Origin of the sequence: Paraburkholderia sp. MM5477-R1 (genome assembly GCF_050436385.1) — a bacterium.
Lineage (GTDB): Bacteria > Pseudomonadota > Gammaproteobacteria > Burkholderiales > Burkholderiaceae > Paraburkholderia > Paraburkholderia tuberum.
In genome coordinates, this window is the sequence record NZ_JBNDMC010000001.1 from 495,135 (window position 1) to 508,348 (window position 13,214).

Consider the following 13,214-nt stretch of genomic DNA (forward strand, 5'->3'; position numbering starts at 1 on the left):
GCTTAACGTGATAAGGACTGGAGTGTCGTGGCCGGATCGGCCAATTTCTCTCGATCGACGATCACGCGATTGGTGATCATCTGACGGGCGTATCGCATATCCCGCCCGTTATTGATGCAGATCGCTCCAATGATTCTTCGGTCCGCGAGCGCGAGCACAGTGAACTTGCCGTCTTCCGGTTTTCCGCGCCAGACAAAATCGTTCCAGTCGCCCGGATTGCCGGCCGTTTGGATATTCAGGTGGTATTGATCGCTCCACAGCCATGCAACTTCGGCATATGCCTCGGGCTCGCCCGCGATAGCCTTCGCCACAGCGATCGCCTGATTTTGTGCGTTTTGCCACGACTCGAGCCGGATATGACGATCAAGCAGCGGATTGAAGTGCCGGGTGACGTCGCCCGCAGCGTAAATATCCGGGTGGCTGGTGCGACCGTATTCATCGACCACGATACCGTCTTGAACTACGAGCCCACAGCCTTCAGCAATTTCCGTATTGGGAATTGCGCCGACACCCATAACTACGCAATCGACGTCCAGAAACTCATCGGCGTCGAGCAGTACTCGCACTCCGCCTTCAGACTGTTCAAATCCACGCAAGCGTGCGTGGGTCACGATAGCGACGCCGTTTTCCTTGTGAACATCAGCCAGGAACGTCGCGACGGATTCCGGAAGCGAACGTTCCATCAGACGGGGCGCGGCTTCCAGAACGGTGACGGCGACACCCATTGCCCGGGCTGAGGCCGCAACTTCCAGTCCAATGAAACCGCCTCCAACGACCGCAATGCTTTTAGCCGTGCGCATCTGTTCGGATAGGCGTAGGGCGTCGTCGATGGTGCGCAGGACGTGAATCCGCTCATTGTTTGTGCCCGGGAGCGTCAGCATGCGGGGCCGCGCACCCGTGGCTAGAACGAGTTTGTCGTAACTGATCTGGCTTCGGTCCGACAAAGTCAGCGCCCGACGTTCGGCGTCAATCGCGGTTACCCGGATGTCGAGGCGGACTTCAATTTCCTTTTCATTGAAAGCGGAAATAGGCTGAATCCACGTCTTTTCGACTGCTGTCCGGCCTTGGAGAACGTCTTTCGACAGGGGTGGTCGCTCGTAGGGCGGATGCGCTTCATCGCCGATCAGCGTTATCGCGCCATCAAATCCATTGTTGCGCAATGCCATTGCAACGCCGGCGCCCGCCTGGCCTGCGCCCACTACGACGACGTGTGATTTCGAAGTACTCATTCAAAGCCCTGCTTTCAGATACAGTTGCTTCGCTTCAATCGCAAGATCCCGAACAGCGGGATTTCCGGTTGCTGAATGTGCGAGTACGAGCTTCATCATCATCCGCATGAATTCCTGACGTTCATTCGGCGTCAGCGGGGCCAGCAGGCATGCCTGCGAAGCATCTGCTCCTTCAATCAATTGGTCGATCCGCTCTCGACCAGCATCCGTAATGGAAATACTGCTGACTCGCCGATCCTCGGCATTCGCCTCTTTCGTTACAAGGCCTTCCGATTTAAGACGCTCGATCACACGCATGATGCTGGTGCGATCTACGTCGGTTGCCTGTGATAGCGAGATTTGGTCGATACCGGGCATATCAGCGATAATCTGAAGCGCACCCAATTGGATCGACGTCATGTTGTGGGGCTTCGTCTCCTCTGCAAACAGACGTACCGCGACTTGCTGAAGTCGACGAATGAGTGCCCCAGGCTTTGTGAACGGGTTGAACATAGAAGAAATAAGCCGGTATGCCCTCGCGCTGGCGCTCGGGCGGGGCCGCGATTTAATCCTTGAAGGATTCCTTGAGAAGACCGAGTTTCCGATAGATTTCACGGTCGGTGACCATGAAAATCTGTGCGCCCTCGACCGAGGTGTGGGTGACCCACGTGTTTTGCGGGATCGTGAAAATGTCTTTCTCGCCCCACTTGATTTGACGGTCACCAATCTGGCTAATGCCTTGGCCAGCGACCACACAGCACACCGTGTTCGCCGTCGTCCTGAATTCCCGCGTCTCCAGGCCCGCAATCAGACCCGTGAGATAGCAATCGAGCGTCGCCATCACGGCCTGGCCATTGAGCGGATTGACGTAACGAACTCGGCGAGAGCCGTCCTCTCCTATCGGAGCCGCGTTGAGGGCCGTCACTGCATCTTTCCACTCATAACGGAAGACCGGCGAATATGGACGCTCCGTGGCATCCAGATCGGGCACGATGCCGGCCACGGCGAACGATGAGTCCGCGACTTCCGGAGTCTGATCGACGATCGGGCCTGGCTGAAATTCATCAGTGCCCAAGTACAACTGGAGGTCAACGTCCAGGACGTCCATCCAGATCGTTGCGCCTTGACCATTATGGTGATGCGAGTGCCACGTCCATGCCGGCGTCAACACCAGGTCGCCTGGTTCCATCGGACAGTCCTTGCCGTCGACGATAGTGGATGCGCCGTGGCCTTCCATCACGAACCGCAGCGCATTCATCGAATGGCGATGCGGGCGAGCCACTTCACCGGCGAGTAGCGTTTGCAGCGTTGCACTAATGGTGCCGGTCGTTGCTTCGTCTTCGGGCGTTTTGGAGAACGGATTGACCATCGAGAGGACGCGTCGCTCCACAACCTTCGGCGACGAAATCTGCGCCGTCTCAGTCAGGATCGATCGAGTTGCACTCCAAGGCCAGATGTGAGCCTGCTCGCGCTGAACATCCAGTTTGTGCGCCGTGGGGCTTTCCCACAACGGGACGAGATCCGTATCGACCATCTTTTCCCGCAGCGAAGCAGGGATCATGTTCGTCTCTGAACTAGAGCTAACTGTCATCGGGTCTCCTGATAATTGGTCTACGGCGTAATTAATCAGCATGCTGATAGATGCTAGATATTCGTCAGCATAGTGTCAATTGCGATGATCATCAGGAAAACCCCATCGGTGCTAACCCGGTACGCCCGAGCCTGTGCGTCAAGCCGGCAACTGCAAACGGCCGGCACCTCGGCGCTGATACGTACGCGGAGGAACCGATGCATTGATACGGCGGCAGCCTTCCCCAATCTCCATCGAGTCATCATTTCGACTTAGCCCGACGTGGTCTCGGTCGCCGACATCGCCTACATCGCGCTCATCAAAATTACGATCGGCTTTATGAATTTGGCTGCCGTTCCCCGATGCATGCATTCGCAAAGGCGTAAGCCATTTAATTCGCCTGCGAATGGGATCGCTAACGCGCCACCGTTTTGAAGCACGCGCGTGCTCTCGAACACCTCGAACGGGCAGTCGTCCTGCGTCGTAGAGACGGGCAAAATGATGCTCTATCGCGCGATCGGCGATTGCTCGGATCGCCCGGCGGTGCCCCGGGACGCCGAGGCGCAGTACGGCCGAGATCAGGAGGATTCGGACTCCGCGCTGCGGCGCGTACTAGCGATGCGCTCTCCGGAACGCATGCATGACGCCGACCGGGACCGTGAAATGACTGCGAGCGTATGAACCGACTCGTGCCATAATCTGTCGGCACAACATGTGCAAGAAGTTGCTACGCAAGCCGTTCGACTTCCGGCGAGAATCCAGCCGCGCGTGCGTCACCCGCTGACAAAGCTCATTCAGCAGGTAGTCCCCTGCTAACAGCGGCGCATACTTACCACGCTAGTCCGCCATTCGGCGGCCTCTTTCGTTGGCCGGGCTGTTTTTTCGCCCGCAACTTTTCTCACCTCAGCGACAGGACACCAACGAAGGAATGAACACGATGAGCGATGCCAACGCGGCGACTCACAGCGCCGATCGGCTGCAGTTCGATGCATGGCCACCAGCGCTGCTGGACTGGTTCGACGGCCGTGCGCTCGCAGCCCGGACAGGCTTCGCGGCGTCGCTCGTCACATGCCACGAGGATGGGCGTCTCGGGACGTCGCTGCTTGGCATCGGTGAACTGTACGCGCCATGTCCCCGTTCGTTGCGCTTCGCGCTGTGGGCGCAAGCGAGGGCGGCACGCGCGCTCGCCGCAGGCGGACGCCCGGCGCTGACCTTCGTACTCGACGGTGCGTTTTTTCAGGTGCAGCTCGATGCAATGCCGATCGCGTCGACTGGAGCGCAGGGCGTCGGGCTCGCCTGCTTCGAGGCGGTTGTCGCGTCGGGTGAGGCGCAGCGCGTGCCTTACGCGCGCCTCGACGCGGGCATCACGTTCACGCTCGATGAGCGGGATCGCGAGATGACCTTAGAACGCTGGAATCAGCAGATCGAATGGTTGAAGGCAGTTGGGCGGTGAGCTGGCGCCACACCGCGCCTTGGTCTTGCCAAGGCGAATCTTATGGATTTGATCGCGTAACGCGCCACGCCGCGCCTTCGAGCCGAACTGACAAACCCGTGTGGGCTGTGTTGTGAGTTGCCGCGGCGTCATCCAAAGGGCGACGTCGCGATTAGATCGACTGAAAGAAAGATTTCACGTTATCGTAAAATACGAGGGGTTCGCGTTCCGCGCGCAAGGGAGATGCCTCGATTTTCATGCTTACTGGTCGCGAAGAACACCGAGAGTGGGAGTTGCTCAAGGCAGCGTACTTGGTCTGAGTACTGACAGTGCCATTGAAAATGACGCCTGCGTCGCTCCGTTGAGATCATTCATCAGCCATTTAAATTTATCTATGTTCAACCCCTTTACAAAGCCGGGAGCACTCATTCGCCGACTTCAGCAGGTGGCGGTGCGTCTGTTTGCAGAAGAAACAAGTTGCTACAACATGACGTCGATTCAATTCGGCGCTCTTCAGGTGATCGCGGATAGGCCGGGCATCGACCAAATATCCTTATGCCAGGCAACCGATATAGACCGTACAAGCATTATGCGTGTGCTAGAGCGTCTCAAGTCTGAAGACCTGATAACGAAGGAAGCAAGCACTGAAGATCGCCGAGTCAGTAGTATTTCCATTACAGAAGCCGGTCGAGAACGCATTGATAGTCTAATAGAGCGGGCCGAGGCGTCTCAAGTTCGCTTGTTGGCTCCGTTGACATCAGATGAACGTCAAGAGTTCATGCGGATAATGATCAAACTGGTGCTTGCGCACTCAACTCAGGAAAGCCCAGCTATTCGTGAGCTCGTGGATGATGCCCATAAACGAATACGTTTGGAAACTGGAACGTGAATGCGTAGGAAAGGTGGCGAGCGAAACTGGGCAAGTCTTGACCGGTGACTGTTTCATGCCACTGGCGACCGGGACACATATCACTGACGGTGGGTTGACCGTGGCCATTCGAGATACTTCCATTATTGAGCAATGAACCCATGGCGTACATGCTACCGGCCGGCATCGAAGTAGATATGTGAACCTAGTGTCCTGAGTTAGAAGTTCGTTGAATCAATTCTCTGTTCTTTCCGGAATGACAAAGTGCTGATTAAAAAGTCGCTCGGACTCGCGCAGTCCTTCTTCCGTAAAGATCACGGACTTCGTCTTGTTGACTGGGTCTTCGATGAGGCCTCGTTCATGGAGCCGGTTCAGCACATCCCAGTCGAAGCCCTTCCATGCACGGTATCGGTCATGCAGGGTCAGGTAGAGGAGCGCGAGGGAAACTTCATCAATTGCGTCGGTATTGATATTCATGATGCTCCTGCCGCAGCCTTGCGGACGCGCACACAAAACCGTTCGAGGCTGGCCAGGATCTCATCGGCCGACTTGCTCCAGACAAACGGTTTGGGGTTCGCGTTATAGACATCCAGATAATGACGGATCGCGTCTTCGAGTTGACGTGTCGACCGATGCGTACCGCGTCGAAGGTATTTTTCAGTGAGCGCGGCAAACCATCGTTCGACCTGGTTAAGCCACGACGCCGAGGTGGGTGTGAAGTGAACATGGAAGCGAGGATGACGAGCGAACCAGGCTTTGATCGAGGGCGTTTTGTGCGTGCCATAGTTGTCCATTACCAGATGCACCTCCAGGTAAGACGGCACGCTGGCTTCGATGGTGCGCAGAAAGCGCACAAATTCGCTGCTGCGATGGCGCCGATGTACCTCGCCGATTACTTCACCAGTAGCGATGTCCAGCGCCGCGAACAGGGTGGTCGTACCGTGGCGCATGTAATCGTGGGTACGTCGCTCAGGGATGCCGGGTGCCAACGGCAACATGGGTTGCGTGCGATCGAGCGCCTGAATCTGGCTCTTCTCGTCCACGCACAGCACCATGGCCTTGAGCGGCGGGTCCAGGTAAAGCCCGACGATATCCCGCACCTTGTCGACGAACATCGGATCGCTGGAGAGCTTGAACGTCTCCTGCCGATGCGGTTGCAAGCCAAAAGCACGCCAGATTCGTGTGACCGCTGTCTGCGACAATTTCATTTCGCGAGCCATCGTGCGCGTGCTCCAGTGAGTCGCTCCGACAGGCACGGACTCGAGCGTCTTCGCGATGACCGCATCGACGCGCGCGTCATCAATCGTCCTCGGTGCGCCGGGCCGTGGTGCATCAAGCAGGCCGTCCACACGATGGCTCACGAATCGCGCCCGCCACTTCGAAACCGTTTGCTGTGTGACCCGCTGTTTCGCCGCAACTGTCTTGTTGTCCATGCCATCGGCACAGGCCAACACGATGCGCGCCCGCAATGCCAGGGCCTGCGCGGTCTTGCGTCGCATCGTCAGCGCTTGCAGGTCTTCGCGCTCCGAATTGCTCAGCACGAGTTCCCCTTTGGACCGTCCACTCATCGTTGCCTCCGCGTATCAAGTGCTACACAGGACACTTTAGTACGTGATCGGCATCATTCAATGAATTTTTAACTCAGGACACTAGTTCATCGCAGTTAGTATTGCTCCATAGACCTGAGAAGGTTAAATTATGCTCCCTTCCGGTTCTTCACCTTCGCGGGTGCTTTTCAGTGCCGATCGCGCGAGGTTCCTATGGGTCTCTCGTTCCTGGACGCTCGCCGCATCTCGAAGCCGGCCACAATGCCCGTGCGGATTCCTTTCTGGGCGTTCGCTCTCGATGTGCACAGCGTTGGAGTCGCAACATGAACCTACGTCAGTTGAACTACCTCATCAGAGTCGTTGAAGCGGGCAACATCACTCGCGCGGCGGAGCTGTTGCATGTCGCCCAGCCCGCGCTCGGCATGCAGATACGGCAACTCGAAACCGAATTGGGTGTGGAGTTGCTGATACGGCATTCGCGGGGCGTCGCAGCTTCCGAGGCCGGCCGGCTGCTTGTCGAGCGCGCGCGAGAGATCCTGGGGTTGGTGGAGTCGGCACGATACGATGTGGCAGCGTTGGCTGGCAAAACCCGCGAGCACCTCAGTGTAGGCCTGACCCCGAGCGTGATGTCGGTGATGGGCCCCGACCTGATCGTCAAAACAAAGGAGTGCATCCCTGACCTGTCGGTCAGCTTCACCGAAAACCTGAGCTATGCGCTCGTCGACGCAGTGGAAAAAGGTGAGCTCGACCTTGCCCTTGCATTCGACGCCGACGAACAAACCGGATTGAACTACATTCATCTGCTTTCGGAGGAACTGCTGTTTGTCGTCGCGCCTGACCAGGCTACCGCGGAACGTCAGATCTCCGTAGAGGATTTGCTTGGGTGGCCGCTTATCCTGACCGGTCCCCGGGACTCCGTACGCCGGACGCTGGAAATCGCCGCACAAGCGATCGGCATGACGCCGGACATCGTGTTCGAGGTGCAATCGGTGGCGGCCATCAAACGCCTCGTCGCGCTCGGCCTCGGCGCAGCCATCTTGCCGCCGGCAGTCATACGGGAAGAACTTCAGCAAGGAAAGCTCGTCGCGCGACACATCGTCGACCCGCCGCTGATGCGCAACCTCCATCTGGTCAAAGCTATCGCTCAACCGCAACGCCGCCACGAGGCGGCGTTGGTGGCCTTGATGCGGGACATGCTAGCCAGTACGTTGCAGGCGACGCCCGGGTTGTCCCACGTCGCCTGACGAATCGTCAGATCTTAAAGGCTTCCAAGGTCTCTGGCGCGAAAAGGTCCTCCGGAGCATAGCGCTGCTTGGACAGCCCACACTCGTGGTGGTAGCGCAGAAAGGTCTCCAGCGTATTGCGGTTGTTCTCAAAGCCGTACGACCAGAAATCCGAGCCCATTTCCTGTTCCACCTGTTCAAGCGTTGCCATCAACCACGGATGCATGACCTTGAGCGCTGCGGTTTCTCGCAGGTTCTCGTACGCCGTCCGTTGGGCCTGCGCAAAAGCCTTGAAGAGCGATTGAGCAAGCCAACGGTTGGCTTCGTAGATTTCGCGGCGGATGACGATCGTATGCATGATGGGGAAAATACCCGTCTTGCGAAAGTAGTCGCGCTCGAGCTCGCCGTAGTCGGGAAACAACCGCTTGACGCGGTCCGGATGCGTCAGGAACGTAGACGGCGTCCGGGCGGTGTGCAACGCGTCGATCTCACCTTCGAGCAGCATTCGCGAAAGGGTCTGGGTGGCGCCGATAGACTCAATCTTGATGTTAGACGGCAGATCGAGCTTGATCTTTTCGGGGCGGCCCGGCTCTTCCTCGCCGCCAGTCACGTAGGTTACGCTGTCGACCGGAACGCCGTAATATTCGGCCAGCGTGCCGCGAATCCAGACCGGCGCGGTCATTTGAAATTCAGGCGTTCCGACGCGCTTACCGATTAGATCTTTGGCTTCGCGGATACCAGAATTGGCATTGACGTAAATGCACGAATGACGGAAATATCGCGACGGAAAAACCGGAATGGCGACGAAGGGACGATCCTTGCCCAACGATACCGTGTACGAAGACAGCGACATTTCAGCAACGTCGAATTCGCGATGCCGCAACATGCGAAAGAACGTCTCTTCCACCGGCATATTCAGGTAGTTTAAATCCACGCCTTCTATTGCGACTGTGCCATCCATCAGAGGGCGAGTGCGGTCGTAATCCCAGCAGCCCAGCGTTAGTTTCAGCTTCGACATAGTGCCGCCATTGCTCCGTTCAAGGTTGACATCGATGCTCTTTCGTCGTGCATCGCAGGGTAGCGAAGTGCCTGGGCGCCGTCACGAGACCGTCCTCAGTGTTTTAGACCCGGGGGCCACTCGATCGGCCTTGCCGCGCTGCGTGCTCAGACGGAAAAGACAACGCCTGGATGGTCTGCGGATCTCGACATGCGCAGCCTGCCCCGACTCGTAGCGCGGCGCGAGGTATTTGCTACCCCCTGTCGGCGACGCCTCGGTCCATGAACCACGGCGCTTCAATGCACCGTATTAAAGCGGAAACGGGGCGGGACGACCAATATCGTTTTTTTTCCGCTGCTACAACAATTCATTTTGGACTGGTCTCGATGCGAGGAACGATGGTGGGCGTCAATCTTTCGCGGCGAACCTGCCGCCATCCCCTGGCATCGGCATTGACCAGGAACAACAATCGTCCCGCCACTTCGACCTTTGAACGGTCGACCCATCTGGCTTCTTGCCCTGAGCGCTATTTCCTGGGCAGCACTGGGATCCCCAACTGCGCCATGACTGCGGTGATGTGGTCCAGGCACTTTTCGACGTTCGCGTTGTACCGATCCGAGAGCGTCGGGTTGGATCGCTTCGGATCGGTGTACTTTCTCTGCTTGACTTCCAGATAGCCGGCCGCCATGTCTAGCTGGTTCTTCGGTCGGTCGCCCTTAATGAAGTCAATGATGCCCAGGTTCCGGTTCTTGCCAGCGCCGTATCGAATCTTTCATTAAGGTTGAATGAGATCGATTTTTTCATTCCGGTGCTATTTGATTCCCAAATTGGGCGTTCGCCGACGGTGGTGGTATTTGCCATGTGCACGTACTTCGTGCCGTCTACACGACCCATCGCCGCTGCAGTCGGATCGTCCTGGCCGTAGTAGGTCAGGAAGCTATTTTCCGTGGAGAAATGCTCGATCGCGGCACGGCACATTTTGCAGGGCTTGAGCGTTGAGTAGATGCGTGCGCCTGCCGGCAAGCGCTTGCCGTACATCAGCAGGGCACTGGTTTCCGCGTGCAGCAACGGGTGCGCACCGTTTTTCTTTCCCCAAGCCAGGATCTGCCCCTGTGAGGACACAATTAGTGCGGCCACGCCGGTGTTCGCTCCCTTGCCAAGGAGCAAGCTGAACGCCGCCGACAGATAGAGACGGTGCACGTTGTGAACACCAGTATGAGGTGCGCTCAACTCGGCCGGGGGAGTGCGCTGGGAGATGTCGACGTTCGGTCCCGCGACGTGGAGTTCCTCGGCCAGGAGTCGGACGTCGCGGGGCATCAAGTTGTGACCCTTTCTCGTCCCGGATAGGACGTAGGCGCCGTTGATCTCGACAGACGGAATTTTTCGGAATCTGACTGTCGTGTCCTTATCCTCGTCTGCGAGCAGGCCCAGCGCGGCTTTTTCCCAGGTGGTAGCCTCCTGATCGCTCAGAATCTCCTTGATCTGCTTTGGCGCGAAGCTGTTTAACAGAAGACGCATTCCCGGCGGGATGAGGTCGTCTTCGGTCTCGCAATAGGCGCCACCCTTGCTGCCATTTTGCGGCACGGTGCGTGCACGGCCCATCTTCTTTCTCCAGCGAAGCCGGTCGAGGGCGCCAGCCGCGCGACGTGAATATAAGCGATGAACGGCTGCTGTGCGGAGTCGAATTCTCCGCATTGAGCCTCAGGCAACGGTCGAACACGGAAGCTCGGCGAGCGAGCCGATGCGTTGCGCCTGCACTCCTGGTGGATTTCCGAGTACGGCCACGGCAGATCTCTCGCTTGCCCGCCACTACCCCTATTTCATACTCGAGTTACTCGAGTCGTTTCGATAGTCGCCAGCCTTAACCGTGACCGCCGAAAAAGCCACCGGCGCTGCCGCCAGCGAAACTGCGCCTATCCTGCTTTTGAGTTTTGGCCAGCTAGTGGGATCGTACTTCGCCGTTTCTTTGACGCAGCACCACTTTTCGCAGGTCGCATGCGCCGCCAATATCTTCGTGGCCTCAGCCTCGTTTGAACCCCTGTGCCCCCCGTATTCTTTTACGGTGTCGCTGGTCCCTTTCTTAAGGCTTTCCTTCAATTTATGCATATCCGAATGCTAGCGACTATGCGCCGGATGGCGCAAGTGCGGGCTTCACTTTTGAGGTCCGAGGATCCATCCCCCGCCTACATGGACCCGAGACAGATTGGCAATGTCTTCAATAAAGGTCACCGGACCGATGTACCGACCGGCCGAGCCGATCGACTACGAAAGACAAATGCTTGAAGACCGCACGTCTGGCGTCACTCGTCCTGGCCGACGTTTGCGGTTGTGACAACAGCGATTCTCGATCTGCGGCCCCGGCGGCGAGCACAACGACGACTGCTCAGATACTCGCGTCAGCCTTTTCCCCGACCGTCCGTCTGCAAGCCGTCACATTGCTGACGTAGAACCCGGCCTCGCCAAATGCCGGTTAAGGCCGACAGGATAGGGGTAGGAAACGGCGGTCGCCGTCCCCTTGCTTGAGAAAGGACTGGATGAGTTTCAGCACCCGGCCGTCCGCAATCCGCCCGGCCACTCTCGCAAGAAGGGGAAGGTGCGGAATCGAGTCAAAATAACTTTGCAGGTCGGCATCGACCACCCAACAGTAGCCCGCTTTCACATGCCGGTCCACTTCGCGCAGCGCATCCTTGCAGCCAAGGCCCGGGCGGAAGCCGTAGCTTCTTGGCTCGAACTCATGCTCAAAGATCGGCTCGATCACCAGCTTCAGGGCCGCTTGAACGACGCGGTCCTTCACAGCGGGTATACCGAGCGGGCGGCGTCCTTTACCTTTCGGTATGTAGACGCGTCGCACCGGCTGCGGGCAATAGCTACCATCCTGCAATGCATGCGCCAGTTCAGCGAGGCATCGGTCCCGCGCTTGCGCGAATCGCTTCACGCTCATGCGATCAACTCCCGCCACCCCGGCGTTCTTCTTGACCTGATTCCACCCCAGCGCGAGCGTTTCCAGGCGAAACACCTTGTCGATCAGACTATGCCACTTACCTCCTTTAACTCCGTTTTGTAGAGCAGCCAACATAGCGTCCGTCCAGATCGAAGCCGATGCGAATTTCCGCTGCACGCAGCTTCCCAGCGCATCTGCATCTCGTCTAGTCGTTTCCGACACTGGCGATGCTTCGATCTTCACCAGCGCATCGATGGCGCGATTCACGGCGGTACCGATCGCCCCGGAAGAACTGTCTACCTGCTCGAGCGCCGGCGAAAGCTTTTCGAGCAGGGCGACAGCGCCGTCGGCTGCGAGAACAGGATCGGCACGGGCGATCTGGCGGATTTCGGTCAGCGCCTCCTTCAGACGCTGGATTGGCAAGGCGGACTTCCAGCCGAAGGCGCCACGCCGGAATCGCGCGGCGAACACCCATTTGTGAGAAGCGGTTCGCGACATGTTCTGTGAATCTTCTCAGCGCGTCTTCATGTAGGCAGCGTACAGCGCCCCGTTGAGCGCCTGCAGTTCGCGCCGGGTTTCCAGCAGTTCGTGATGCCGGCCCTGACGCTCCAGGCTGAGTAACCCGAGCACCACCTTCGCCGCCCGCTCGGGCGCATTCTGTCGCGAAGGCTCTGCCCGTTTGAACACCGGCGCGAGGCCGGCCTTTTCCGTGAGTACCCACGCCGGAAACCACGTGAGATCGTCAATGTCGCCAGCGCCGTCGAACGACGTATCGAAGGCGCGCCGCAACCTGTTGACGCACGCGTCGTCAAGCCGGCTCAAAAGCTGGTCAAACCGGGAGGGCGAAAGCCATGCAAGTTCGATCAGCAACGGCCACGCCGCGTCCAGGCCATCGAGCCGGTAGCGCGCCTCCGTCATCCAGCACAGCGGCGCTGGAATCCGTCGCCACGACGCGATGCGAGATATCGAATCAGAGGCCTCGGCCCACCTCGCAGCAAGCAGGAAGAGCGGCGCCGCGTGTGCATCCGCGTGGTCCGCTCGGAAAGGCAGCGCAGCGGCGCGTCCGGCCAGTTCTGCCCAGAGCGGTGCGAGCCAGGTCGCCCCGCCCTGCCCCGGGAACGCGCGCGCGACTGCGGGCTGGACTTCTTGAGATAGGGCCTGCCGAGCCTGCAGGGCGGCATCGTGACGATCAAACGGTACCGTCGATCGGCCCTCGAGGGCATTGACGATCGCCCCGAAATACATCACGGCGTCGTCGTCTGGATATTCGTTCGCAAGGGCCTGCAGCGCGCGCCGCCCGCCCGCGGCATCGTACTGCTGCAACGCGGACAGGACATCGTTGCGCAGCATCACGTCGCGGCTGTCGTTGAAAATGTCGAGCTGCATCCGTCGGGTTCAGAACAGTTTGCTGGTCAGGCTGACGAGATT

The 13,214-nt window shown here is 58.5% G+C and carries 13 protein-coding genes; 3 read left to right on the top strand and 10 right to left on the bottom strand.

The features are described from left to right. Positions 1–2 precede the first annotated feature (2 nt). The 3 genes from OKW35_RS02405 to OKW35_RS02415 form a co-directional block, all read right to left on the bottom strand. On the bottom strand, positions 3–1,229 hold the full coding sequence (locus OKW35_RS02405; RefSeq protein WP_090812316.1) for an NAD(P)/FAD-dependent oxidoreductase: 1,227 nt from the start codon (positions 1,227–1,229) through the stop codon (positions 3–5). Beyond that, a complete protein-coding gene (locus OKW35_RS02410; protein WP_429401521.1) occupies positions 1,230–1,628 on the bottom strand; it encodes a MarR family winged helix-turn-helix transcriptional regulator in 399 nt (132 codons plus the stop codon). 145 nt (positions 1,629–1,773) lie between these two features. After that, entirely contained in the window at positions 1,774–2,799 is a 1,026-nt protein-coding gene (locus OKW35_RS02415) for a cupin domain-containing protein (protein WP_167368840.1), read from the bottom strand. 916 nt (positions 2,800–3,715) lie between these two features. On the opposite strand from OKW35_RS02415, the gene OKW35_RS02420 reads away from it, so the two are divergent. Then, the gene (locus OKW35_RS02420) at positions 3,716–4,231 is read left to right on the top strand and encodes a hypothetical protein (protein ID WP_090812613.1); all 516 of its coding nucleotides are present in this window, start codon (positions 3,716–3,718) and stop codon (positions 4,229–4,231) included. Positions 4,232–4,496: 265 nt separating this feature from the next. Next, positions 4,497–5,099, top strand: a complete 603-nt coding sequence (locus OKW35_RS02425; protein WP_143037339.1) for a MarR family winged helix-turn-helix transcriptional regulator — start codon at positions 4,497–4,499, stop codon at positions 5,097–5,099. A 213-nt stretch (positions 5,100–5,312) separates the two neighbouring features. On the opposite strand, the gene OKW35_RS02430 is transcribed toward OKW35_RS02425, so the two are convergent. Both OKW35_RS02430 and OKW35_RS02435 read right to left on the bottom strand, forming a co-directional pair. Continuing rightward, positions 5,313–5,555, bottom strand: a complete 243-nt coding sequence (locus OKW35_RS02430) for a DUF6429 family protein (protein ID WP_090812276.1) — start codon at positions 5,553–5,555, stop codon at positions 5,313–5,315. Further along, positions 5,552–6,646, bottom strand: coding sequence for an IS630 family transposase (locus tag OKW35_RS02435; RefSeq protein ID WP_429551149.1), 1,095 nt, complete (start codon positions 6,644–6,646; stop codon positions 5,552–5,554). The genes OKW35_RS02430 and OKW35_RS02435 overlap by 4 nt, the downstream gene beginning before the upstream one ends. Before the next feature lie 302 nt (positions 6,647–6,948). Here OKW35_RS02435 and OKW35_RS02440 point away from each other — a divergent pair, with 302 nt between their 5' ends. Further along, positions 6,949–7,869 carry a LysR family transcriptional regulator gene (locus OKW35_RS02440; RefSeq protein WP_090812309.1) on the top strand — a complete coding sequence of 307 codons (921 nt, stop codon included), beginning with the start codon at positions 6,949–6,951 and terminating at the stop codon, positions 7,867–7,869. A gap of 7 nt (positions 7,870–7,876) precedes the next feature. Here OKW35_RS02440 and OKW35_RS02445 read toward each other — a convergent pair whose 3' ends face one another. From OKW35_RS02445 to OKW35_RS02465, 5 genes are all read right to left on the bottom strand, one after another. Next, a complete protein-coding gene (locus OKW35_RS02445) occupies positions 7,877–8,866 on the bottom strand; it encodes a 4,5-dihydroxyphthalate decarboxylase (RefSeq protein ID WP_090812308.1) in 990 nt (329 codons plus the stop codon). A gap of 505 nt (positions 8,867–9,371) precedes the next feature. After that, on the bottom strand, positions 9,372–9,533 hold the full coding sequence (locus tag OKW35_RS02450; protein ID WP_143037338.1) for a GTPase-activating protein: 162 nt from the start codon (positions 9,531–9,533) through the stop codon (positions 9,372–9,374). Positions 9,534–9,535: 2 nt separating this feature from the next. Beyond that, on the bottom strand, positions 9,536–10,447 hold the full coding sequence (locus tag OKW35_RS02455; RefSeq protein ID WP_167368839.1) for a Bd3614 family nucleic acid deaminase: 912 nt from the start codon (positions 10,445–10,447) through the stop codon (positions 9,536–9,538). 868 nt (positions 10,448–11,315) lie between these two features. Next, a complete protein-coding gene (locus OKW35_RS02460) occupies positions 11,316–12,284 on the bottom strand; it encodes a reverse transcriptase domain-containing protein (protein ID WP_244145130.1) in 969 nt (322 codons plus the stop codon). Between the two features lie 15 nt (positions 12,285–12,299). Beyond that, a complete protein-coding gene (locus OKW35_RS02465) occupies positions 12,300–13,172 on the bottom strand; it encodes a hypothetical protein (RefSeq protein ID WP_429551150.1) in 873 nt (290 codons plus the stop codon). Positions 13,173–13,214 lie beyond the last annotated feature (42 nt).